The organism is Streptomyces sp. NPDC092045 (assembly GCF_044756005.1).
GTDB lineage: Bacteria > Actinomycetota > Actinomycetes > Streptomycetales > Streptomycetaceae > Streptomyces.
In genome coordinates this window covers 124,982-147,473 of record NZ_JBIVSC010000004.1, presented here as the reverse complement: position 1 = coordinate 147,473, position 22,492 = coordinate 124,982, and the positions used below count along the sequence as shown (strand labels likewise).

Below are 22,492 nucleotides of genomic sequence, written 5' to 3'. Positions count from 1 at the left end.
GCGGGCCGTTTCGGCCACGGGGGCGACAACGGCAACGACACCGCGCATATGCGTCGGGGCGGGTCGGTACAGCCTATCGAAGGAAGGTTCTGCGGCGACATAGGGCGCACAGGAGGCGCACGATGCGTGTCGCGGGCCCGCCCGTGCCCCTCCGTGGGTTCCTGATCGGGTTTCGCCGCGCGGCACTTCCCGTACGGGGGACGGTCCGGATCGGGACGCGTCCCCCGTACGGAGGAACGGGATCAGGCCAGACCGAGGCGCTCGGCGGCGGCCGCGGCGTCGACCGGGACGGTGACGGGCTGCGGCGCGCCGGCGACGGCCCAGTCGGGGTCCTTGAGGCCGTTGCCGGTGACGGTGCAGACGATCCGCTGGCCGGGGTCGACCTTGCCCTGCTCGGCGGCCTTCAGCAGACCGGCGACCGAGGCGGCCGAGGCGGGCTCGACGAAGACGCCCTCCTGCGCGGCCAACAGGCGGTAGGCCCGCAGGATCTCACGGTCCGTCACCTCGTTGATGAAGCCGCCCGACTCGTCGCGCGCGGCGATCGCGTAGTCCCACGAGGCCGGGTTGCCGATGCGGATCGCGGTGGCGATCGTCGACGGGTCCTTGACGACCTCGCCGCGCACGAGCGGGGCGGAGCCGGAGGCCTGGAAGCCCCACATGCGCGGCCGGCGGGTGGCGAGGGCGGGGAGGGTGCGACGCGTGGCGTCTCCGTCAGGGGTGGTGGCGGGCGACGGGTGGGCGTACTCGCTGTACCCCTTCCAGTACGCGGTGATGTTGCCCGCGTTGCCGACCGGGAGGACGTGGATGTCGGGGGCGTCGCCCAGCATGTCCACGATCTCGAACGCGGCGGTCTTCTGGCCCTCGATGCGGACCGGGTTGACCGAATTGACCAGCGCCACCGGGTAGTTCTCGGAGAGGGCGCGGGCCAGGGTGAGGCAGTCGTCGAAGTTGCCGTCGACCTGGAGGATCTTCGCGCCGTGCACGAGGGCCTGGCCCATCTTGCCGAGCGCGATCTTGCCCTGGGGCACGAGCACGGCGGACACCATGCCGGCGCGCACCGCGTAGGCGGCGGCGGAGGCGGAGGTGTTGCCGGTGGAGGCGCAGATGACGGCCTGCGCGCCCTCCTCCTTGGCCCGGGTGATGGCCATGGTCATGCCCCGGTCCTTGAAGGAGCCGGTGGGGTTGGCGCCCTCGACCTTGAGGTGCACCTCGCAGCCCGTGCGCTCGGAGAGGACCTGAGCCGGAACGAGCGGCGTGCCTCCCTCACGGAGCGTGACGACCGGCGTCGCGTCCGTGACCGGAAGGCGGTCCCGGTACTCCTCGATGATGCCGCGCCACTGGTGGGTGCCCTTGCTGGTCATGGGTCCTTACTCCCCTTCAACACGCATGATGCTGGCGACACCGCGCACGGTGTCGAGCTTGCGCAGCGCCTCGACGGTCCCGGAGAGGGCGGCGTCGGGCGCGCGGTGGGTGACGACGACGAGGGAGGCCTCGCCGCCTCCGTCCGGTCGACCGTGCTGGCGCACGGTGTCGATGGATACGCCGTGCTCGGCGAAGACCGTCGCGACCTGGGCGAGGACGCCCGGCTTGTCGGCCACGTCGAGGCTGATGTGGTACCGCGTGACGACCTCGCCCATGGAGCTGACGGGAAGCTGGGTGTACGCGGACTCTCCGGGGCCGTTGGCCTCGTTGAGCTTGTTGCGGCACACGGCGACGAGGTCGCCGAGCACGGCCGAGGCGGTCGGCGAGCCGCCGGCGCCGGGGCCGTAGAACATGAGCCGCCCGGCGGCCTCCGCCTCGACGAAGACCGCGTTGTACGCCTCGCGGACGGAGGCGAGCGGGTGGCCGAGCGGGATCATCGCGGGGTGCACGCGCGCGGTGACGGACCCGCCGTCGGCGGCCCGCTCGCAGAGGGCGAGCAGCTTGATGGTGCAGCCCATCTCCTTGGCGGAGGCGAAGTCGGCGGCGGTGACCTCGGTCATGCCCTCGCGGTAGACGTCGTCGAGGCGCACGCGCGTGTGGAAGGCGATCCCGGCGAGGATGGCGGCCTTGGCGGCGGCGTCGAAGCCCTCGACGTCGGCGGTCGGGTCGGCCTCGGCGTACCCGAGGGCGGTGGCCTCGTCGAGCGCCTCGGAGTAGCCGGCGCCGGAGGTGTCCATCTTGTCGAGGATGAAGTTCGTCGTGCCGTTGACGATGCCCATCACCCGGTTGATCTTGTCGCCGGCGAGGGACTCGCGCAGCGGCCGGATCAGCGGGATGGCGCCGGCGACGGCGGCCTCGTAGTACAGGTCCTGTCCGTGCCGTCCGGCGGCCTCGTGGAGGGTCGCGCCGTCCTGGGCGAGCAGCGCCTTGTTGGCGGAGACGACGGAGGCGCCGTGCTCGAAGGCGGCGGTGATGAGGGTGCGGGCCGGCTCGACGCCGCCGATGACCTCGACGACCACGTCGATGTCCCCCCGTTTGACCAGGGCGGTGGCGTCGGTGGTGACCAGTTCCGGGGCGATGCCCTCGCGGACCTTGTCGGGCCGGCGGACGGCGACGCCGGCGAGCTCGACCGGGGCGCCGATGCGCGCGGCGAGGTCGTCGGCGTGCGTCGTCATGATGCGCGCCACCTCTGAGCCGACCACTCCACAGCCCAGCAGCGCCACCTTCAGCGGACGCGTACGCATCATCCGACCTCGTTTCTCGTACTACTTCGTATTTCTACGGTCGTGTCTCTACGGTCTCTACGGTGGGGACCAGTCTCACTCACCGGACGGGCGTTTCCGCCCTTTGTCCGGATCGTGAGACATGGATTCCACCACCCGACTATTTCATCACCCGACGTCGAGACGCAGGAGATCTTCCTCCGTCTCGCGGCGGACGATGACGCGCGCCTCGTCGCCGCGGACGGCGACGACGGGCGGGCGGAGCGCGTGGTTGTAGTTGCTGGCCATGGAGCGGCAGTACGCGCCGGTGGCCGGCACGGCGAGGAGGTCGCCGGGCGCCAGGTCGGAGGGCAGGAAGGCGTCCCGCACGACGATGTCGCCGCTCTCGCAGTGCTTGCCGACGACGCGGGAGAGCATCGGCTCGGCGTCGCTGGTCCGCGAGACGAGGGCGACGCTGTACTCGGCGTCGTACAGGGCGGTGCGGATGTTGTCCGACATGCCGCCGTCGACGCTCACGTACGTCCGCAGCCCGTCGAGCGGCTTGATCGTGCCGACCCGGTAGAGGGTGAAGGCGGTGGGTCCGACGATGGCCCGCCCGGGCTCGACGGAGATGCGGGGCGTCCGCAGCCCGGCGGCCTCGCACTCCCTGCTCACGATCTCGTGGAGGGCCTTGGCGATCTCGCGCGGCTCGCGCGGGTCGTCGTCGGAGGTGTACGCGATGCCGAGGCCGCCGCCGAGGTCGATCTCGGGCAGCTCGACGCCGTGCTCGTCGCGGACCTCGGTGAGGAGCTGGACGACGCGGCGGGCGGAGACCTCGAAGCCGGCCATGTCGAAGATCTGCGAGCCGATGTGCGAGTGGATGCCGACGAGTTCCAGCCCGTCGAGCTTGAGCGCCCGGCGCACGGCCTCGGCGGCCTGCCCGCCGGCCAGCGCGATGCCGAACTTCTGGTCCTCGTGGGCGGTGGCGATGAACTCGTGCGTGTGGGCCTCGACGCCGACGGTCACCCGGATCTGCACGCGCTGCCGCTTGCCGAGGGACTGGGCGACGTGCGCGACGCGGACGATCTCCTGGAAGGAGTCGAGCACGATCCGCCCGACGCCGGCGGTCACCGCCTTCTCGATCTCCTCCTCGCTCTTGTTGTTCCCGTGGAAGGCGATGCGCTCGGCGGGCATGCCGGCGGAGAGGGCGGTGGTGAGCTCGCCGCCGGAGCACACGTCGAGGTTCAGCCCCTCTTCCGCGAGCCACCGCACGACGGCCCGGGAGAGGAAGGCCTTCCCGGCGTAGAAGACGTCGGCGTCCGGGCCGAAGGCCTCGGCCCAGGCGCGGCAGCGGGCGCGGAAGTCGGACTCGTCGAGGAAGTAGGCGGGGGTGCCGAACTCCTCGGCGAGGCGGTTCACGTCGATCCCCCCGACCGTGGCGACCCCGTGCTCGTTCCTCCCGACGGTCCGGGACCACACCTTGGGGTCGAGGGCGTTGAGGTCGGCGGGCGGGGCGGAGTAGTGGCCCTCGGGGAGGACGTCGGCGTGGCGGGGCCCTGCGGGGTGGGCGGAACGGCTCATGTCTGCGTCTGCTCTTTCAGATCCGATCGGGTGCGCTGATGCCGAGCGCGGAGAGGCCACCGGCGAGCACCGTCCCGGCGGCTTCGGCGAGCGCGAGCCGGGAGCGGTGGGCGGCCGAGGGTTTCTCGTCGCCGAGCGGCAGCACGGCGTGCTGGAACGCGAGCAAGGCGTCGGCGACGGCTTCGAGGTGCCGGGCGACCCGGTCGGGGGCGCGGTGGCGGGCGGCGGAGAGGAGGACGGGGGGGTGGTCGCGGAGGAGACCGGGGAGTCCGGCGCCGTCGCAGTCCCCCGGTTCGGGGGAGAACCCGAGCTGCCGGGCGTTGACGAGCAGCCGGCGGGCGCGGGAGTGGGCGTACCGGACGCGGAAGAGGGGGTTGCGCTCGTGCGGGACGAGGAGGGGGGCGGGGTCGAGGGCCCGGTCGTGGGGGGCGGCCCGCAGGAAGGCCCAGCGCGTGACGTCCTCCCCGTACTCCCCGTACTCCCCGTACTCCCCGTACCCGTCCGGATCGCCCGGCCCGCCGGGCCGCACGCGGATCCGCTCGCCGTCGTCCGCCCCGGTCTCGACGTGGGCCCCCTGGGAGCGCAGCAGCCGGGCGAGGGTCTCGGCCACGACGACGGCGCGGGGCCCGTCGCCCCCGGCGAGACGGACGGTGGTGCCGGCGAGGGCGGCGCCGTGCCCGTACGAGGTGCCGGCGGCCAGGATCCCCCGTACGAGATCGGCGTCGGCGTCCCCGCGCAGGGTGAAGTTGAGGAACCCGGGCCCGGTGATCTCGACGGACCGCAGCTCCGGAACGTCACGGAGTCGTTCTTCGAGGATCCCGGCGACGTCGAGGGCGCTGCGTCCGGCGGGCCGGGCGAGGGCGAGGGCGATGCTGCTGGCGTACTCCCCCGCTCCCCCGGGCCGGGCCCGCTCGACCTTGGCGCGGGGAGGGACGTCGACCCGCAGAGCACCGTCGTCGACCGCACGGCGCACGGCGCGCAGCACGGTGAGGGAGAGGTCCGCGGGGGTCACGGGACAAGCGTAGGGGAGGAGGGGGGGCCTGACGCGAACCGGTTTCGCCATGCGGGCAACGGGGTACGGGCGGCTCCCCCCGGCCCACGGAGGAAATCAGTCGGGGAGAGGGTCGCCGCGGCCTTCGACGGCGCCGTCGCGGAGGCGGTCGCGTTCGAGCCCGAGGCCGTCCGGGAGTGCGTCCCGGAGCCCTTCCTGAGGGGCGTCGGCCAGGGCCGGTTCCTCTCCGCCGTCCTGACCGGCCGTGTCGGGACGCTCCCGCCGCTCGCGGCGCATCAGCTGCCGGACGACACGGACGAGCTCGGTGGGCTCGAAGGGCTTGGAGAGGAAGGCGTCGACCCCGGAGGCGGCTTCGCCGGCGGCATCGCCACAGGCGCTGATGATGGCCACCGGAAGATGCCGGGTCCGCGGATCGGCCCGCAGCCGCTCGGCCGTTCTGATCCCGTCGAGACGGGGCATGACGACGTCGAGGGTGACGACATCGGGCCGAACCCGGTGCACGACATCCAGACACTCGGCACCATCGGCCGCGGTCACGACCTCGAACCCCTCGAGTTCGAGATTGACCCTGATCAGCTGCCGGATCACCTTGTTGTCGTCGACAACGAGCACCCGGCCGGACGCGCCTGACACACGAACGAGAGTAGGCCGACCCCGACGACCGCGTCCGGCTTTTACCCACTTCTGACCCGTGCGGGGGACACGCCCCTCCGTGACACCCCGGAAATACCTGTTCACAGGCACTCCTCCGAAGCTGGTAGGGTTCTACCCGTCGCCGCCGAACGCGGCGGACGCCCCCGTAGCTCAGGGGATAGAGCAACGGCCTCCGGAGCCGTGTGCGCAGGTTCGAATCCTGCCGGGGGCACTTCGCAGGAAGTGCCACACAGACCCCGTGATCGGCGAAAGCGCCGAGAACGGGGTCTTGTTGTACGTGCGGGTCGGATGTGCGGGCGGGCAGGTGCACCGCCGCCGGGGCGGCCTACTCGGAGGCCCGGTAGAGGCGCAGGTCGCTGTTGGCGAACAGGTGGACGTAGCCGCACGACCAGCAGATCAGGCCGGTGGCCGACTCGTTCGCCCAGGCCAGGTTGAAGAACTCCATCCCGGTGCTGTTCAGCTTCACCTCGCGCTCCCGGAAGGTGTCGCCCCCGCAGATCAGGCAGTGGATCTCCTTCTCGCCGATCTGCGCGTGCACGGGCTTGGCCATGTGTCCCCCTCGTTCTCGTTCTCGTTCCGGGGGCGAGGCCATGTGCGTGCGCCGGCGCCCCGTCGCCCCACTCCCGTCACTCTGGCACGACGCCGGGTCCCGCGACATTGCCCGCGGTCGGCAGTCCCGACGGCTGCCCCGTGCCGGGGCGCGCGGGGTTTCACCCGCGGCCACGGCCCCAGGCGTCCCGTGTTCCCGGCGGTGGTCGTGGCCGGTCCGCCGGTGCTTCTACGATGCCTGGCAGCGTCCCGGTGGCCGGGGCGCCCGGAGTCGGGTGAGGTGGGGGTCTGTATGGGGCGGTCGCGTGATGCCTGGCTGCGGCGCTTCCCCGGGGCGGGAGCCGCGGGCGGGAGCGGGGCGGAGTGGGAGTTGGTGTGCTTTCCCCACGCCGGTGGTTCCGCCTCCTACTGGCGCCCCCTCGCCCTGGCGCTCTCCCCCGCCGTCGACGTGTCGGCCGTGCAGTACCCGGGGCGGCTCGACCGGCTGCGCGAGGCGCCGGTGGAGGACCTCCACCGGCTCGCCGACCTGATCGCGGAGGCGCTGGGGCCGTCGGGCGGTCGGCCCCGGGCGCTGCTCGGGCACAGCATGGGGGCCTCGCTGGCGTACGAGGTCGCCGTGCGGCTCGCCCGGGTGCCCGGCGGCGAGCCGGACCTGCTCGTCGTGTCGGGCCGGCGGGCGCCCGCCGCCGCCCGGTGGCGGGACCGGGGCGTTCCGCTCGGCGACGACGAACTCGTGGCGCGGGTGAAGCGGTTGGGAGGGACGGACGCCGCCGTGTTCGACGAGCCCGACCTGCTGGAGCTCGTCCTGCCCGCGCTGCGCGGCGACTACCGGGCCCTCTCGTCGTACGAGGACACCGCGGGCCGGCCGCTGACCTGCCCCGTCGTCGCCCTGGCCGGCGACCGGGACAGCGAGGCGACCCCCGAGGAGGTCGGGGCCTGGGGCGAGCACACCTCGGGCGCCTTCCGGACGCACGTCTTCGAGGGCGGCCACTTCTTCCTCAACGACCGCGCCGACGAGGTGGCCGGGCTGGTCCGCGGCCTGCTGTCGGCCCGTACCGGCTGAGCGCGGACGGGCCGGTCTTCCGGCGGGCCCTGGAACCGTTCGGCCGGGGGCGCGCGATCGGCGGGCTGGAAGGGTTCGGCGGGCCCGGCCCACCGTCGTCGCGGCCCGTCAGCGGATGTCGGCTCCGTACACGCGCTCGACGGTCAGGGTGATGAGGACGCGGCGGTCGGAGACCATCACCGCCCGGTACTCGTCCCAGTCCGGGTGTTCGCCGGCGGCGGCGCGGTAGTAGTCGACCAGGGCCTCGACCTCCGGTCCGTGCGGGTCGGTGCCCGGTCCGGTGAGCGTGACGGTGCCCTCGGCGGTGGCCCAGGACATGCCGTCCGGGCCGGTGACCTCGATCGCGGCCCGGGGGTCCCGGCGCAGGTTCGCCGCCTTGGCGGTGCCGGCGGTGGTCGACACGCGGACGACGCCCGCCGACTCGTCGTAGGAGGGCTGGACGGGGGAGAGCTGCGGACGCCCGTCCGCCTTGATGGTCGCGAGGACGCCGAGCCGGCTCTCGGCGAGCAGGGCCCTGGGGTCGAAGGATGCGGCAGTCATGGAGCGATCATCGGCCGCCCGGTGGTGGGGAAGTCAAGTGAACTCCCCCTGGAACGGCGGTACTCGGCCGGACCGCCCCACCCCTTCGGCACCGGCGGGCGATCCGCGCGACCCCGTCCCCGGCCCCTGCCAAGAGCCCGTTCTCCTCATGGACGACATCACGCCACGTATGGAGCGGTACGGGGAGTTCCCGGCACCGCTCTTCGCGCCGGAGCGTGCGGGGGCGTGTCGTGGGGCGCGGACGCCCACCGGTCGCGCGGGTGACGAGTGGTCCGGTCGGGGCGGTGGGGAGGAGGCGGCGTCCGGACGGGCGGCAGCGGGACTGCAAGGGCGCGCACGCAGGGCAACTGCCCTGCTCCGCAGCGTACATGGCGCAAAGAGAACGGAAGGCGGTCCTCCCGCCGGGTGGGTATCGGCGGTACGGCCTTGTTGTCCGTCCTGTGGTGCACACTTGCTGCCTGGTACAGGGCTCACGGGGAAGGCGGCCTGGCACATGCTGACGGGGATCGAGGAGGTCGACTGGGCCTCGCTGGGGCATGCGTACGGCCCCGCGGACGACGTGCCGGAGCTGCTCCGCGGACTCGCCTCCGCCGATCCCGCCGAGCGGGAGACGGCCCTCGACGGCATGTACGGGGCGGTGCACCACCAGGGCGACGTCTACGACTCGACGCTCGCCTGCATCCCCTTCCTCCTCGAACTCGTCGCCGACCCCGGCGTCCAGGACCGCGGCTGCATCGTCGAACTCCTCACCAGCATCGGGGGGATCGAGCTGGACGACGAGGAGGAGATGGGCGAACACCCGGACGACGAAGGGGAGTTCATCCCCGCCGCCAACTACGCCATGGCCGCCGCCGCCATCGCCGCCGGGGCCGACGTCTTCCTCGGCCTCGTCCAGGACCCCGACCCCGAGGTGCGGCTCGCCGCGCCGTACGCGCTCGCCTCGCTGCACCCCGAGCCCGCCCGGGTGCTGACCCTGCTGCGGGAACGGCTCACCGTCGAGCGGGACACCGAGGTGCGGCTCGCCCTGGTGGCCGCCGTCGGGCAGCTCGCCCTCCGGCACGCGTCCCTGCGCGCCGAGACCGTCGACTGGCTCGGCTGGCTCGCCCGGGCCGCCCAGGACCCGGGGCTCCGGCTCGCGGCCCTCGCCCAGCGGGCGCGCTGCGCGCCGTGCGAGATCCCCGAGGACGTCGTGCCGTGGGTGACGGAGCTGCTGGAGGAGATCAGGACCGCGTCCGTCCCCGGCGCCGGGTCCGACGCGCCCCGGGGCGCCGCCCCGACGCTCATCGGGCAGGTGCGGGAGCTCCTGGAGGAGCACGCGGCCGGGCGGCCGGCGCCCTGGACCGAGGAGCTGCTGCGGACGCTGCACGCCGCGCTCGACGACCGCGTCGACGACCGGATCGCGCTGGTCCTCGCCCAGCTCCGCAGCCCCGACTGGGGGCAGCGCTCGGACGCGATCTGGCTGTGCGGAGGGCTGATACGGGTCTGGCGCGGGCGGTACGAGGAGGTCGTCCGGCTCGTCGGCGACCAGCTCCACGATCCCGAGCCCCGGCTCCGGGAGGCCGCCACCTCCTTCCTGGAGCGGCTCTTCGAACTGGGCGCGCCCGCCGCCGACGCTCTCGCGGCGCGCCTGGCCCCGGCTCCCCCGGGCCCGGCCGGCGGGCACGGCGCCGTCGGGCGGGACGGGGCGCTGATCGCCCTCGCCCGCGCCGGGGACGTCCGCGCGGTTCCGCTGATCGCCCGCGCCCTGGAGGAGGGCGAGGTGCGGCGGGAGCTGCTGTACGCCACGGACGGCCTCGGGCCCTCCGCGGCGATGCTCGCTCCCGCGCTCCGGCGCGAGCTCGCGCGGGTCGAGCTGGACGAGCGGCTGTACGACCGGGCGGCCCCGCTGCTCCACGCCCTGGCCGCCGTGCGGGGCGCCCAGGCCCTCCCCGAGGTGCTGCGGGTGCTGCGCGGCGCGCCCGCGAACCGGCGCGACCGGGTGCGGGAGGCGGCCCTGCGCACCCTCGCGGCCTTCGGGCCCGCCGCCCGGGAGGCCGTGCCGGAGCTGCGGGGGTTCCTGGCCGACGAGTCGGCCGCCGTCTCCACGGCGGCGGCCCGTGCCCTGTGGGCGGCCGAGGAGGGCACGGCGGAGGTGCTGGCGGTCCTGGAGCGGTGGCTGCGGCAGGACCTGCCGGGCGCGGACCGGTGCGCCGCCGCGCAGGCGCTCGGGGAGATCGGTCCGGCGGCGGCCGCGGCGGCCCCCGCCCTGCGGCCCGCCCTCGCCTCGCGGGACCCCTGGGTGCGGGTCCGCGCCGCCGCGGCCCTGTGGCGGGTGACCGGGGAGACGGAGGAGGCCCTTCCGGTGCTGCTCGCCGCCTGGGAGGAGAACCGGCACGCGCGCGTGGACATCGCGGAGTGCCTGGCGGAGATGGGCCCCGCCGCCTCGGCGGCCCGGCTGGTCGTCCTCACCGAGCTGACCCGCAGACGCCGCCACAACGCCCGCGAGGGCGCCTCGGGCACGCACGACCTCCACCTGGACGAGAAGCTCCTCACCCTGTGCCGGGCCGCCCTCGCGCGGATGGAGCGGGGGGCGTACTGAGCGGGGGCGCGCCGCCGGGCGGAGCCCGTACCCGGGCGGGAACCGTGGCCCGGGCGGGAACCGTGGCCCGGACGGAGGCCGCGGCCCGGACGGAAGAGCCCGACCCGGGTGGAAGACAAAAAGGACTTCGCTCCGCATAAGGTCTACGGGGAGCGGGACGGCCCGTAGACCGACACCGGGGAGCAGGTGGCCACGTGGGAGCGAGCGGAGTGCACGTCGCCCTCGGCGTCCTGTGCGCGCTGTGCGTCTCCGCGCTCGCCGGCTGCGGAAGCGCCGGTACGGGCGGGCTGGAGAGCGCCGGGCCCACGAGCCCCGCCGTGGGGCCCGTACGGCTCTGGCCCGACCTGCCGCCCGCCACGAACCCGCCGATGGACTACGGCGAGTCCGACATCCAGCGCGTCCCCGGGATCCGGGTCGCCGGCGGCGACGTCCGCTCCGTCGACGCGGTGGAGGTCGTCCGGGCCGAGGTGCGCGCCCACCCCGACGCGCGCAGCGGCGCGGACGGGCTGTACGAGGAGACCGCACGGGCGATCGGGGCGTGCGTGAGCGCGCCGGCCTCCTGCCCGGTCATGCGGCCGTACCACCGCGACCTCACCGGCGACGGCCGGGACGAGCTGATCGTCGGGATCCGGATGCCCGAGCAGCAGGTCGCCGTCCGGGTCTACCGCGCCGAGGGGGGCGGGCTCACCCGGATCATGTCCACCGTCGACCAGGTCATCAGCGTGGAGCTGGCCGGCCGCGACCTGATCATGCGGGTCGGATCGGCCGGCATCCCCGGTTACGAGTACCGCACCGCCTGGTCCTGGGACGAGCGGCAGGGCAGCATGCTGCCCACCCGGGACGAGATCGTCCGTACGGGCCCTTCCGGCGGCCGGTCCCGGGCCGGGCGCGCTTCCGGGCCGGGGCCGGGGTCCGTCTCCGGGTCCGGCTCTGGGTCCGAGGCCGGGTCCGCGTTCGGGTCCGGCTCCGGGTCCGAGGCCGGGTCCGGAGCAGGGTCCGCGTTCGGGTCCGGCTCTGGGTCCGAGGCCGGGTCCGCGTTCGGGTCCGGCTCCGAGGCCGGGTCCGGAGCAGGGTCCGCGTTCGGGTCCGGCTCTGGGTCCGAGGCCGGGTCCGGAGCAGGGGCCGCGTCCGAGGCCGGGTCCGAGACCCGTTCCAGATCCACGTCCGGCCCCGCACCCGCGCCCACCCCCTCCGGAACCGCCCCCGTCCCCGCACCCCCTCCGGAGGAGGGCCCGTGAAGGCGCTCCGGCGGCCCGCCTGGACCGCGACCCTCACCTGGAAGGCCGCCGTGTTCATCGCGGTGATGTGCTGCGCCCTCGCCGCGCTGCTCGGTGCCCTCGTCCACGTGTCCGTGACCCGGCAGACCGTGGACGACGCCCGGGAGAAGGCGCTGGTCCGGCTCGGCGAGGTCACCGACCTCTACGAGGCGGGTGAGCCGCTCCCCCGGTTCGCGGGCGTCGACCCGCCGGACCTCCCGGCCGCCCTGCGGCTGCTCGCCCTGCGCGGCGAGCGCGGCACGGTGGTCGCCGACCGCGGCGGCCGGCCGGCGATGTGGGCGGCGGGCCCCGCCGACGGCCGGACCCTCGCCGTGCGCCTCGACTACACGCAGAGCGCCGGGACGATCGACGCCCTCGGGCGCTCGCTGCTCGGCTCCTCCGTCCTGGCGATCGGGGCGACCCTGCTCGTGGGCGTCTTCGCCGTCACCCGGGTCACGCGCCGGCTGCACCTCACCGCCCGGGTGGCCCGGCGGATCAGCGCCGGCGACCTCGACGCGCGCGTGGACGACCCGAGGACCAAGGACCCCTCCCGGCCCCAGGACGAGGTGGCGACGGTCTCCGGGGCGCTCGACACCATGGCCTCCTCCCTCCAGCGGAAGCTGCAGAGCGAGCAGCGGTTCACCGCCGACGTGGCGCACGAGCTGCGCACCCCGCTGACCGGCCTCACGGCCGCGGCCGAGCTGCTGCCGGAGGGGCGCCCCTCGGAGCTCGTGCGGGACCGGGTGCGGGCGATGCGCGGGCTCACCGAGGACCTCCTGGAGATCTCGCGGCTCGACGCCCGCAACGAGACCGTGGACCTGGCGGTGCACGAACTCGGCCCGCTGGCCGGACGGGTGGTCCGCGCCTCGGGCACGGAGACGGATGTGCGGGTCGTCCGGGACGCCGACGTGGAGACGGACCGGCGGCGCCTGGAGCGGGTCCTCGGGAACCTGGTGTCCAACGCACACCGGCACGGCGCGCCCCCGGTGGTGGTCACGGTGGACGGGCCCGTGGTCTCCGTGCGGGACCACGGGCCGGGGTATCCCGCGTACCTGCTGGAGTCCGGGCCGCAGCGCTTCCGCACCGAGAGCGGGGGCAAGGGGCACGGCCTGGGCCTGACCATCGCGGTGGGGCAGGCCGAGGTGATCGGCGCGGAGCTGGTCTTCGCCGAGGCGCCCGGCGGGGGCGCCGAGGCCCGGCTGCGGCTCCCCGAGTACGTGCGCCTGGACGATCCCCCGCCGGAGGAGCGCGGCTGAGGGTTCCCGGGGCGGCCCGGGGGCCACGGCAGAGCACGGCGGCACACCGTCCCGCAAAAGGGACATAAAGCATGGCGCTTGCTACGTTGCGGCCATGACCGCACCGCGAACGGACGCGCCCCCGCCCGGGGTCCCCGTCCCGAAGCGCCGCGGCGTGGAACTCTCCCTCCTCGTCTGCGCCGTCCTCATCTCCGTCTACGGCTACGCCGCGGTCGGTCTCGCCCGCGTCGGCGCCGTGCCGCCGGACGCCGCCCGCTACGCGGCCGGACTCGGCCTGCTCGCGCTCGTCGCCCACCTCGCGGTCCGCTTCGGGGCCCCGTACGCCGATCCGCTGCTGCTGCCGATCGCGGTGCTGCTCAACGGCCTCGGCCTGACCCTGATCCACCGGCTCGACCTGGAGACGCCGTACGACCGGGCGGCGACCACCCAGCTGGTCTGGTCGGCGCTCGGGGTGACGCTCTTCATCCTGGTGGTGCTGCTGCTGCGCGACCACCGCACCCTCCAGGGGTACGCGTACGTCTCCGTCGCCGCCGCCCTCGCCCTGATGCTCCTGCCGGTCCTCTTCCCCGCCGTGAACGGCGCCAGGATCTGGATCCGGATCGGCGGGCTCTCCTTCCAGCCGGGCGAGTTCGCCAAGATCCTGCTCGCGGTCTTCTTCGCCGCGTACCTCTCCGCCAACCTCAACGCGCTCGCGTACACCGGCCGCCGGATCTGGAAGTTCCAGTTCCCCTCCGGGCGGGTGCTCGGGCCCGTCGTGGCGATCTGGCTGCTGAGCGTCGGCGTGCTCGTCCTGGAGCGGGACCTCGGCACCTCGCTGCTCTTCTTCGGCCTCTTCGTGATCATGCTGTACGTGGCGACCGGCCGGACCGGCTGGATCGCGGTCGGCCTGGTGCTCGCCTCCGCCGGCGCCTTCCTGGTCGGTTCGCTCGAACCGCACGTCCACGGCCGGGTGCAGGACTGGCTCGACCCCTTCGCCTCGATCCGGGCGGGCGAGGGGCCGGGGCAGCTCGCCCAGTCCCTCTTCTCCTTCGCGGCCGGCGGGATGCTCGGCACGGGGCTCGGCCTCGGCCACTCCGTGCTCATCGGCTTCGCCGCCAAGTCCGACTTCATCCTGGCGACGGCCGGCGAGGAGCTGGGGCTCGTCGGCCTGACCGCGCTCTTCCTGCTGTACGCGCTGTTCGTCGGCCGCGGCTACCGCGCCGGGCTCCTGCTGCGCGACCCCTTCGGACGGCTCCTCGCGATCGGGCTCGCCTCGATCGTGGCGCTCCAGGTCTTCGTGATCGCGGGCGGGGTGATGGGGCTCATCCCGCTGACCGGCATGGCCATGCCGTTCCTGGCGCAGGGAGGTTCGTCGGTGGTGACCAACTGGGTGATCGTCGCCCTCCTCGTCCGGGTCAGCGACTCGGCGCGCGCGCCGCGACCGGAGTCGGCCGACACGGGGGAGCTCGCACGGGTCAAGGAGGGCGCCGCGTGACCGGGCCGCCGGGCGGACGGACGCCCCCGCCCGGACTCCGCCCCGCCCCCGGAGCCCTCCGGTGATCCGGTACATCCGGCGCGCCGCCGCGCTCTGCCTCCTCCTCCTGGTCGCGCTGCTCGTGAACGCGGGCCGCGTCATGGTCGTCGAGGCCGGGTCGCTCGACGACAACCCGGCCAACCGGCGGATCGCGATCAGCCGGTACGAGCAGCCGCGCGGCGAGATCGTCGTCGACGGGAGGCCGGTGACGGGCTCCCGCGACAGCGGGCAGCAGCTCCGCTGGGAACGGACCTACCGCCAGGGGCCGTTGTACGCGCCGCTGACCGGCCACGCCTCCCAGACGTACGGCACGACCCTCGTCGAGAACGCCGAGGACGCGGTCCTGGCGGGCACGGAGCCGATGCTGGCCCCGCTGCCGCTCCTGAACGGCCTCACCCGGGGCCGGGAGCCGGGTGGCGACGTGGTCACCACGATCCGGGCGCCGATGCAGGAGACCGCCTTCCGGGGGCTCGCCGGGAAGCGGGGCGCGGTGGTGGCCGTCGAGCCGGCCACCGGCCGGATCCTGGCGCTGGTCAGCTCGCCCTCGTACGACCCGGGGGTGCTCTCCGGGACGGGCCCGAAGGTGGAGGAGGCCTGGAAGCGGCTGAACTCCGCGCCGGACCGGCCGATGCTGAACCGGGCGCTGCGGCAGACGTACCCGCCGGGCTCCACGTTCAAGATCGTGACGGCCGCGGCGGCCCTGGACGCGGGCGCGGTGCGGGACGTGGACGCGCCGACGGACACCCCGGACCCGTTCGTGCTGCCGGGCACCCGGCAGGTGCTGCCGAACGAGGCGAAGGGCTGCGGCGACGCCTCCCTCGCGTACGCCCTCCAGTGGTCGTGCAACACGGTGATGGCCGGGCTCGGGGTGGAGGTGGGCCTGACGGGGATGGTCGACGCGGTGGAGCGGTTCGGCTTCAACGACACGGCGCTGCGGGTGCCGTCGTGGGTGGCGAAGTCCACCTTCGACCGGGAGATGAGCCCGGACCAGCTCGCGCTGTCGTCGATCGGGCAGTTCGACACGACGGCGACCCCGTTGCAGATGGCGATGGTGGCGGCGGCGGTCGCCAACAACGGCGAGATCGCCCGTCCGCACCTCGTCGACCGCACGACGACCTCCGGCGGCGCGACCGTGGAGCGGACCGCGCGCCGCACCCACCGGCAGGCGATGAACCCCTCGACGGCGCTCCGGCTCCAGGAGCTGATGGTGCGGGCCGTGGAGGACGGGACGGGGGCGAACGCGGCGATCCCCGGGGCCCGGGTCGGCGGCAAGACCGGCACCGCCCAGCACGGCTTCGGCAACACCGGCACCCCGTACGCCTGGTTCATCGCCTGGGCGCAGGGCGAGGGCTCGGCCCGGCCGGCGGTGGCGGTGGCGGTGGTCGTCGAGGACGCGGAGGCCTCCCGCACGGACATCAGCGGGGGCGGCAGCGCGGCGCCGGTCGCGAAGGCGGTGATGGAGGAGGCGCTGCGGCTGGAGGCGGAGGGGAGGAGGTAGGGCGCGGGGAGCGGGGGCCGGACCGGCCCCGGGCGTCGCACCGGTCCGGCCCCGGAGGTCCCTACTCGGCCCCCGCCCCGGTCCCACCCGCCTCGATCGCCGCCGCCACCTCCGCCGCCCGGTCCCGCTCCTCCGCCGCGAAGCGCTCCGCGTCGAGGCGTTCCGCCACCTCCTCGTCCTGGGCCATCAGCAGGTCCAGGTTGGAGTCGCCGAGGTCGAAGACGCCCATGTCCAGGTAGGCCTTCTGGAGGCGCGGGCCCCACAGGCCGATGTCCTTGACGCAGGGGACGATCCGGCTGAAGAGCAGCTTGCGGAAGAGCCGGAGGAACTCGCTGCGCTCGGTCAGCTCCTCGGCCTCCTTGCGCGCGACGCCGAAGTTCACCAGGACGTCGGTGGCGCGCAGCCGGTCGCGCATCAGGTGGCAGCCCTCGATGACGAACTCCTCGCGCTCGCGGAGTTCGGCGTCCGAGAGCTGCCGGTAGTGGTCGCGCAGGGCCATCCGGCCGAAGGCCACGTGCCGGGCCTCGTCCTGCATCACGTACGCGAGGATCTGCTTCGGCAGCGGCTTGTCGGTGGTGTCGCGGATCATGCCGAAGGCGGCGAGGGCGAGGCCCTCGATGAGGACCTGCATGCCGAGGTAGGGCATGTCCCAGCGGGAGTCGCGCAGGGTGTCGTCGAGGAGGCCCTTGAGGTTGTCGTCGATCGGGTAGAGCATCCCGACCTTCTCGTGGAGGAAGCGGCCGTAGATCTCGGCGTGCCGGGCCTCGTCCATGGTCTGGGTGGCCGAGTAGAACTTGGCGTCGAGGTCGGGGACGGACTCGACGATCCGGGCGGCGCAGATCATGGCGCCCTGCTCGCCGTGGAGGAACTGGCTGAACTGCCAGGACGAGTAGTGGCGGCGCAGTTCGCCCCGGTCCTTCTCGGTCAGCTTGGCCCAGTGGCGGGTGCCGTGGAGGTCCAGGGCCTCGTCCGGGGTGCCGAGCGGGTCGTACGGGTCGACCTCCAGGTCCCAGTCGATGCGGGTGGCGCCGTCCCACTGCTTGTCCTTGCCCTTCCGGTAGAGGGCGAGGAGCCGGTCGCGGCCGTCGTCGTAGTCCCAGGAGAAGCGGGCGGCGCCGGCGGCCGGCACGTCCCAGACGGCTCCGTCGGGGGCGTTCGCGTAGAGGTCGTGCGTCGACATGGACGACTCCTTCCGCCGACCTGCTCAGGTCCGACCCCAGCAGGCTCACACGCTGTTGACGCACCGTCAACAAGTCGCGCGCGAAGGATCGACGGCCCTGCTGACGAGCAGTCCAATAACGGATGATCCACGGCGACGCGACGGCGGGCACTGCGGGGTGTCTCCGCATGAGCCCTTTCCACGAGCCCGACTCCACCCGCCTCCGGGATACGCCCGCGAGGAGCCGCGCCGCCAGATGGCGACCGCCCCGCGCCGGGAGCGGGAGTTCACCCGGCCGAGCCGCGGCGAGGCGGCCCGGGTCTTCTCGGTCCGCTTCGTCAACCCGGGGGTGTACGGGGCGGTGGGCCCGGACCGGCGCGAGGCCGTCGCCCAGGGGCGGGCGAGCGGGCACCGGCGGGAGGTCGTGCGGGCGGGCGCCAGGCGGCTGACGGACTTCCTCGACGACGTGGGCCTGCTGCGGGGACCGGGACGGCGGCTGTGGAGGCCGTCGGGACCGCCGGCGTGAGGGGGCCCTGCGGGCCGTATGAGGACTGCGGGCTCCATGGGTCCTGTGGGTCCTGTGGGTCCGGCGGGCACTACGGGTCCGGCGGGCACTGCGGGTCCCACAGGCCGCACGGGCTCTGCGAGCCCCACGGGCACTGCGGGTCCCACGCGCCCCACGGGCACTGCGAGTCCCACGGGCACTGCGGGTCCCACAGGAATCAAGGCCCCCACGGGCCCCGTGGTTCCCGCCGGGCCCGCCGGTCCTCCCGGTCGTGCGGGTCCTCCCGGTCGTGCGGGTCCTCCCGGTCGTGTCGGCCCCGGGAATCGGACCGCGCGCCCCGCCGGGAAGGCGCGCGGTTACGCTGCGGAGCATGACGAGTCCCGCCACGCCCGCGTACCGCAGGCTCAGCGTCGAGGAACGGCGCGGCCAGCTCCTCGAAGCGGCCCTGGGGCTCTTCGCCCACCGGACGCCCGAGGACGTCTCGCTCGACGACGTCGCCGAGGCGGCCGGCGTCTCGCGGCCCCTCGTCTACCGGTACTTCCCCGGCGGCAAGCAGCAGCTGTACGAGGCCGCCCTGCGCTCCTCCGCCGACGCCCTGAACCACTGCTTCGCCGAGCCGCTCGCCGGACCGCCCACGGAGCGGCTCGGCCGGGTGCTCGACCGCTACCTGGCCTTCGTCGACGAGTACGACGCGGGGTTCAGCGCGCTGCTGCGCGGCGGCAGCGTCGTCGAGACCCCGCAGACCACCGCGATCGTGGACGAGGTGCGGCGGGCCGGCGCCGAGCAGATCCTCCTCCACCTCGGGGTGGAGCGGCCGGGCCTCCGGCTCGGGATGCTGGTGCGGACGTGGATCGCCGCCGTGGAGGCCGCCTCGCTGATCTGGCTGGGCGAGGAGAAGCAGCCCCCGGCGGCGGAGCTGCGCGACTGGATGGTGGACCACCTGGTCGCCCTGCTGACCGCGACGGCGGCGGGCGACGAGGAGACGATGGCGGTCGTCCGGCGGCTGCTCGCCCAGGAGACGGCCGAGGGGCCGGTGGCGGACCTGGCCCGCCGGGCGATCCCGGTGGTGAGCGAGGCCGCCCACCTGCTGTGAGCCGTGCGCGGGGGCGGACGGTGACCCGTCGCGGGCACGGCGGGAGAGACTGGAGGGGTGAGAAGCGAGAACACCCCCTTCCGCGGCGGGCCCCTGGACGGCCGGGTCCTGCCGATCCTGCTCGGCCCGACCGGCCACCCGCCGAAGTGGTACGAGGTCCCGGTCCCGGCGCACGACGGGAACCCGCCGACGGTGTACGCCTACCGGCGCGAGCCCGCCGGTCACACGAAGCGGCTCGGGCTCCAGCGCGGCTGGGTGTACGAGTACGCCCCCGGGGGCCGGGAGCGGCGCGAGCCGAAGTGGCCGTGGTCGAAGCCGGGCGGGGGGCCCGGGGCCCCTGGTCCGACCGGGTGAGGGCGCCGGACGCGCCCCCGTTCGTACGGTGATCGGATGAAGTGAACCGTCATCATCCCCGTGGAGGTGGTGACGTGTCACGAAGGCTGCTGCGCACGGTCTGCGCGGGAGCGCTCGCCGCGCTGACGGCGCTCACGGGGCCGGTCCCGGCGGGCGCCGACCCGGCGGACCCGCCCGCGGAGCCCCCGGCCCGGGCCCCGGTCGCCCGGCCGGACCCGGAGCTGGAACCGGTGGGCCCGGTGGACCCGAAGGTCCCCGGAGCTCCCGTACCGCCCACCGCCACCACCCCGGAAGCCCCGGAGGCCCAGGAGGACCCGGAAGGCCCGGGCCCGGACCCCGGCGACGACGCCGCGGCCCTCGCACCCCCCGGCGGAACCTCCGTCGCGAGCCTGCTCACGCGCCTGCGCACGCTCTACCGGCAGGCCGAGGAGGCCACCGAGCGCTACAACGCCGCCGAGGAGGCGCTGAGGCTCCGGACCGCCGACGCGCAGAGGCTCGCGGCCGGTCTCACCACCGCGCGGGCGGCCCTCGACCGGGAGCGCGCCGAGGCCGGACGGATCGCCCGGGAGCAGTACCGGGGGAGGTCGGAGCTCTCCTCGTACCTGGACGTGCTCTTCGCCCCGGACGCGCGGGCGGCCATGGACCGGGAGCGGCTGGCGGCCAGGGCGGGGCGGAACCGGGCGGGCGTCGTCGCCCGGCTCGAAGGGGCGGCCCGGCGGGCGGACGCGCTCACGGCCACCTCCCGCAAGGCCCTGGACCGGCAGCGGCTCCTGGCCGCCGAGCGGCGCACCCGGCGCGACGAGGTCCTGACGAGGCTGAAGGAGGTCGAGAGGCTCCTCGCCGACCTCTCCCCGACCCAGCTCACCCGGCTCACCCGACTGGAGCGGACGCAGACCGCGGGCGCCCAGCGCGAACTGCTGGACTCCGGGGTCCTGGACGGCGCGCGCACCCCGTCCCGGGCGGGCGGGGAGGCCCTGCGGTTCGCGGTGGGGCAGATCGGCAAGCCGTACGCGTGGGGGGCGGAGGGCCCGGAGGCGTACGACTGCTCGGGGCTGGCGCAGCGGGCGTGGGCGGCGGCGGGCCGGACGATCCCCCGGACCAGCCAGGAACAGTGGAGGACGCTCCCCCGGGTCCCCCTCACGGAGCTGCGGCCCGGGGACCTGGTGGTCTACTTCCCGGGCGCGACGCACGTGGCGGTCTACCTGGGCGGGGGCCTGGTCGTCCAGGCCCCGCGCCCCGGCGCGAAGGTGAAGGTCTCCCCCGTGGCGGCGAACCCGCTGCTCGGAGCGGTGCGCCCGGACCCGGACGGAACGGCCCTGGCCTCGTACACCCCGCCGGACCTGCCGGAGGGCGCGGAGGACGGCGGGGACGAGGGGTTCGACGGCGGCTGATCCGCTCAGCCGGCGATCGTGAGGAGGCCGACCACCCAGATCGCCAGGTTGAGGAGGACTCCCACGACGCACCCCCCGCCCACGAGGACGCCGGCGAGCGACCGGTTCCGCCCCTCGGGCCGCCAGGTCTCGCCCGCCCGCTCCTCGTAGGAGTCCGGCCGGTCCCAGTCGACGGGCCGCTCCAGCTCCCCGGCGCGGGCGCCCCGCACCGCCGCCAGCTGCCCCTCGGCGAACGCGGTGGCGGCCAGCGCCTCGGGCCCGCGCCAGGCGAGCGCCTTCATCCGCCGCCCCGGGGACCGGTACCTCTCCTCGAACGCGACCGTCTCGTCCTCCCGCCGGTCCTCTTCGAGGTACATCCAGCGCCCGGCCTCCGCCGCGTCCCCGTACAGCCGGTACACCTCGGCCAGCCGACGGCGCAGCGTCAGGTCGCACGGAAAGGACGAGACGAGCCCGCGCAGCCGCTGCCGCGCCACGGGCACCCGCCCGGCGGCGAGGTCCGCGTCCACGCGGGCGAGGGTGTTCGAGAGGGTCATGCCCGCATGATCGAACAGAACGGGTCGCCGCCACGACCGGTTTTCGGCGGTCGTGGCGGCGGCCCGCCCTTGTCGGCTCTCGGTGCCTTGTCAGCTCTCGGTGAGCGACGCCAGGTAGGCGCCCGCCTTCTCCGGTTCGTAGAAGAAGTTCTCGAAGTCGGACGGGTCGTTGAAGCCGTTGGCGAAGCGGTCGGCGGCGGGCTGGAGCCGGCCGGCGGCGCCGAGGAGGTTCAGGACGTGCTCCGGCGGCGGGGCCAGCATCGCGTTCGTCCACTTGGTGACGTGCCGGGCCGTCTGCCAGTAGCGGTCGAAGGTGGCGCGCATCCAGGACTCGTCGAAGGGCGCCTCGCCGTGTTCGACGATCGAGGAGAGGTAGGCCGCCGCGCACTTGGAGGCCGAGTTGGAGCCCTGGCCCGTGACCGGGTCGTTGGCGACGACGACGTCCGCGACGCCGAGGACCAGGCCGCCGCCGGGGAGGCGGCCGACCGGGTTGCGGACGGTCGGGGCGTAGCGGCCGGCGAGGGTGCCGCCCGCGTCGGTCAGTTCGACCCTGGTGGCCCGCGCGTACTCCCACGGCGTGAACCGCTCCATCAGCTCCAGCGTCAGCGCCAGGTGCTCGGAGGGGTCCTTGACGCCCTTGAAGACGTCGAGCGGGCCGCCGGGGACGCCCTCCCAGAAGAGGATGTCGGCGCGGCCGCCGGTGGTGAGGGTCGGCATGACGAACAGCTCGCCGACGCCCGGGACGACGTTGCAGCGGACCGCGTCGAAGTCGGGGTGCTCGGGGCGCGGGCCGAGGCCGTGGACGTACGCGACGGCCAGCGCCCGCTGCGGCGCGTCGTACGGGGAGCGCGCGGCGTCCCGCTCGAACATGGAGACCAGCTCGCCCTTGCCGGCCGCGACGAGCACCAGGTCGTAGTTGCGGGAGAAGTAGTCGAGGTCCCCGACCGCCGCACCGTGGATGACGAGCTGGCCGCCGCGCTGGGCGAAGGTCTCCGTCCAGCCGGCCATCTTCACCCGCTGGTCGACGGACTGGGCGTACCCGTCCAGCCTGCCGACCCAGTCGATCGGGCGGGAGGAGTCGGGGCCCGCGACCGAGACGCCGAGGCCCTCGATGCGGGGCGCCTGGGACTCCCAGAAGTTCAGCCCGAGGTCCCGCTCGTGCTGGAGGGCCGTGTCGAACATGCACTGGGTGGACATGACCCGGCCGGCGCGGATCTCGTCCGCCGTCCGGTTCGACATGAGGGTGACCTCGTACCCCCGCGACTGCAGTCCGAGGGCGAGCTGGAGGCCGGACTGCCCGGCTCCGACTATGAGTATCTTCCGCATGGGTGGT

19 protein-coding genes, 1 tRNA gene and 1 pseudogene are annotated in these 22,492 nt (G+C 74.6%); 11 read left to right on the top strand and 10 right to left on the bottom strand.

Annotated features, from left to right (window positions below; all coding sequences use genetic code 11):
• Positions 1–242 precede the first annotated feature (242 nt).
• The 5 genes from thrC to ACIQKA_RS14125 form a co-directional block, all read right to left on the bottom strand.
• Positions 243–1,361 carry a threonine synthase gene (gene thrC / locus ACIQKA_RS14145; protein WP_402541042.1) on the bottom strand — a complete coding sequence of 373 codons (1,119 nt, stop codon included), beginning with the start codon at positions 1,359–1,361 and terminating at the stop codon, positions 243–245.
• 6 nt (positions 1,362–1,367) lie between these two features.
• Positions 1,368–2,669, bottom strand: coding sequence for a homoserine dehydrogenase (locus ACIQKA_RS14140; protein ID WP_402541040.1), 1,302 nt, complete (start codon positions 2,667–2,669; stop codon positions 1,368–1,370).
• Positions 2,670–2,813: 144 nt separating this feature from the next.
• Positions 2,814–4,205, bottom strand: a complete 1,392-nt coding sequence (gene lysA, locus ACIQKA_RS14135; RefSeq protein WP_402541038.1) for a diaminopimelate decarboxylase — start codon at positions 4,203–4,205, stop codon at positions 2,814–2,816.
• Between the two features lie 16 nt (positions 4,206–4,221).
• On the bottom strand, positions 4,222–5,217 hold the full coding sequence (nrtL, locus tag ACIQKA_RS14130) for an ArgS-related anticodon-binding protein NrtL (RefSeq protein ID WP_402541037.1): 996 nt from the start codon (positions 5,215–5,217) through the stop codon (positions 4,222–4,224).
• Positions 5,218–5,313: 96 nt separating this feature from the next.
• A complete protein-coding gene (locus ACIQKA_RS14125; RefSeq protein ID WP_383152213.1) occupies positions 5,314–5,955 on the bottom strand; it encodes a response regulator in 642 nt (213 codons plus the stop codon).
• 55 nt (positions 5,956–6,010) lie between these two features.
• Between ACIQKA_RS14125 and ACIQKA_RS14120 the strand changes: the two genes are divergently transcribed.
• A tRNA-Arg gene (locus ACIQKA_RS14120) sits at positions 6,011–6,082 on the top strand.
• A 114-nt stretch (positions 6,083–6,196) separates the two neighbouring features.
• On the opposite strand, the gene ACIQKA_RS14115 is transcribed toward ACIQKA_RS14120, so the two are convergent.
• Entirely contained in the window at positions 6,197–6,421 is a 225-nt protein-coding gene (locus ACIQKA_RS14115; protein ID WP_383152230.1) for a hypothetical protein, read from the bottom strand.
• Between the two features lie 372 nt (positions 6,422–6,793).
• On the opposite strand from ACIQKA_RS14115, the gene ACIQKA_RS14110 reads away from it, so the two are divergent.
• Complete coding sequence (locus ACIQKA_RS14110; protein WP_402541035.1) at positions 6,794–7,483, top strand: thioesterase II family protein; 690 nt, start codon at positions 6,794–6,796, stop codon at positions 7,481–7,483.
• 108 nt (positions 7,484–7,591) lie between these two features.
• On the opposite strand, the gene ACIQKA_RS14105 is transcribed toward ACIQKA_RS14110, so the two are convergent.
• The gene (locus ACIQKA_RS14105; RefSeq protein WP_383152232.1) at positions 7,592–8,023 is read right to left on the bottom strand and encodes a PPOX class F420-dependent oxidoreductase; all 432 of its coding nucleotides are present in this window, start codon (positions 8,021–8,023) and stop codon (positions 7,592–7,594) included.
• 493 nt (positions 8,024–8,516) lie between these two features.
• Between ACIQKA_RS14105 and ACIQKA_RS14100 the strand changes: the two genes are divergently transcribed.
• The 5 genes from ACIQKA_RS14100 to ACIQKA_RS14080 all read left to right on the top strand — a co-directional run bounded on the left by ACIQKA_RS14100 (position 8,517) and on the right by ACIQKA_RS14080 (position 16,124).
• Positions 8,517–10,601, top strand: coding sequence for a HEAT repeat domain-containing protein (locus ACIQKA_RS14100; protein WP_402541033.1), 2,085 nt, complete (start codon positions 8,517–8,519; stop codon positions 10,599–10,601).
• A 194-nt stretch (positions 10,602–10,795) separates the two neighbouring features.
• The gene (locus tag ACIQKA_RS14095; protein ID WP_402541031.1) at positions 10,796–11,839 is read left to right on the top strand and encodes a hypothetical protein; all 1,044 of its coding nucleotides are present in this window, start codon (positions 10,796–10,798) and stop codon (positions 11,837–11,839) included.
• Positions 11,836–13,113 (top strand): ATP-binding protein, encoded by a 1,278-nt coding sequence (locus ACIQKA_RS14090; RefSeq protein WP_402541030.1) that lies wholly within the window; start codon positions 11,836–11,838, stop codon positions 13,111–13,113. Before ACIQKA_RS14095 ends, ACIQKA_RS14090 begins: the two co-directional genes overlap by 4 nt.
• A 94-nt stretch (positions 13,114–13,207) precedes the next feature.
• Positions 13,208–14,587 (top strand): FtsW/RodA/SpoVE family cell cycle protein, encoded by a 1,380-nt coding sequence (locus ACIQKA_RS14085; RefSeq protein WP_383435777.1) that lies wholly within the window; start codon positions 13,208–13,210, stop codon positions 14,585–14,587.
• A 61-nt stretch (positions 14,588–14,648) separates the two neighbouring features.
• Entirely contained in the window at positions 14,649–16,124 is a 1,476-nt protein-coding gene (locus tag ACIQKA_RS14080; protein ID WP_402541028.1) for a penicillin-binding transpeptidase domain-containing protein, read from the top strand.
• A 61-nt stretch (positions 16,125–16,185) separates the two neighbouring features.
• Here ACIQKA_RS14080 and ACIQKA_RS14075 read toward each other — a convergent pair whose 3' ends face one another.
• Positions 16,186–17,304 carry a ferritin-like domain-containing protein gene (locus ACIQKA_RS14075; RefSeq protein ID WP_383435770.1) on the bottom strand — a complete coding sequence of 373 codons (1,119 nt, stop codon included), beginning with the start codon at positions 17,302–17,304 and terminating at the stop codon, positions 16,186–16,188.
• A gap of 208 nt (positions 17,305–17,512) precedes the next feature.
• On the opposite strand from ACIQKA_RS14075, the pseudogene ACIQKA_RS14070 reads away from it, so the two are divergent.
• The 4 genes and pseudogenes from ACIQKA_RS14070 to ACIQKA_RS14055 all read left to right on the top strand — a co-directional run.
• Positions 17,513–17,809: pseudogene (locus ACIQKA_RS14070) on the top strand (diiron oxygenase); the annotation flags it as partial.
• A gap of 349 nt (positions 17,810–18,158) precedes the next feature.
• A complete protein-coding gene (locus tag ACIQKA_RS14065; RefSeq protein ID WP_383152239.1) occupies positions 18,159–18,881 on the top strand; it encodes a TetR/AcrR family transcriptional regulator in 723 nt (240 codons plus the stop codon).
• 57 nt (positions 18,882–18,938) lie between these two features.
• Positions 18,939–19,235 (top strand): hypothetical protein, encoded by a 297-nt coding sequence (locus tag ACIQKA_RS14060; RefSeq protein ID WP_383152240.1) that lies wholly within the window; start codon positions 18,939–18,941, stop codon positions 19,233–19,235.
• Between the two features lie 74 nt (positions 19,236–19,309).
• Complete coding sequence (locus ACIQKA_RS14055; RefSeq protein WP_402541027.1) at positions 19,310–20,626, top strand: NlpC/P60 family protein; 1,317 nt, start codon at positions 19,310–19,312, stop codon at positions 20,624–20,626.
• A gap of 5 nt (positions 20,627–20,631) precedes the next feature.
• Here the strand turns inward: ACIQKA_RS14055 and ACIQKA_RS14050 are convergent, their stop codons facing one another.
• Positions 20,632–21,159, bottom strand: a complete 528-nt coding sequence (locus ACIQKA_RS14050) for a DUF6584 family protein (protein ID WP_402541026.1) — start codon at positions 21,157–21,159, stop codon at positions 20,632–20,634.
• A 90-nt stretch (positions 21,160–21,249) separates the two neighbouring features.
• The gene (locus ACIQKA_RS14045; protein WP_383152243.1) at positions 21,250–22,485 is read right to left on the bottom strand and encodes a styrene monooxygenase/indole monooxygenase family protein; all 1,236 of its coding nucleotides are present in this window, start codon (positions 22,483–22,485) and stop codon (positions 21,250–21,252) included.
• Between the last annotated feature and the right edge of the window lie 7 nt (positions 22,486–22,492).

Excerpts from the sequence above, each read along its gene's own strand:
- ACIQKA_RS14050 (WP_402541026.1), bottom strand. The coding sequence starts at position 21,159 with ATGACCCTCTCGAACACCCTCGCCCGCGTGGACGCGGACCTCGCCGCC.
- thrC (WP_402541042.1), bottom strand. The coding sequence starts at position 1,361 with ATGACCAGCAAGGGCACCCACCAGTGGCGCGGCATCATCGAGGAGTAC.
- ACIQKA_RS14100 (WP_402541033.1), top strand. The coding sequence starts at position 8,517 with ATGCTGACGGGGATCGAGGAGGTCGACTGGGCCTCGCTGGGGCATGCG.
- lysA (WP_402541038.1), bottom strand. The coding sequence starts at position 4,205 with ATGAGCCGTTCCGCCCACCCCGCAGGGCCCCGCCACGCCGACGTCCTC.
- ACIQKA_RS14105 (WP_383152232.1), bottom strand. The coding sequence starts at position 8,023 with ATGACTGCCGCATCCTTCGACCCCAGGGCCCTGCTCGCCGAGAGCCGG.
- ACIQKA_RS14115 (WP_383152230.1), bottom strand. The coding sequence starts at position 6,421 with ATGGCCAAGCCCGTGCACGCGCAGATCGGCGAGAAGGAGATCCACTGC.
- ACIQKA_RS14045 (WP_383152243.1), bottom strand. The coding sequence starts at position 22,485 with ATGCGGAAGATACTCATAGTCGGAGCCGGGCAGTCCGGCCTCCAGCTC.
- ACIQKA_RS14085 (WP_383435777.1), top strand. The coding sequence starts at position 13,208 with ATGACCGCACCGCGAACGGACGCGCCCCCGCCCGGGGTCCCCGTCCCG.
- ACIQKA_RS14140 (WP_402541040.1), bottom strand. The coding sequence starts at position 2,669 with ATGATGCGTACGCGTCCGCTGAAGGTGGCGCTGCTGGGCTGTGGAGTG.
- ACIQKA_RS14075 (WP_383435770.1), bottom strand. The coding sequence starts at position 17,304 with ATGTCGACGCACGACCTCTACGCGAACGCCCCCGACGGAGCCGTCTGG.
- ACIQKA_RS14065 (WP_383152239.1), top strand. The coding sequence starts at position 18,159 with ATGACGAGTCCCGCCACGCCCGCGTACCGCAGGCTCAGCGTCGAGGAA.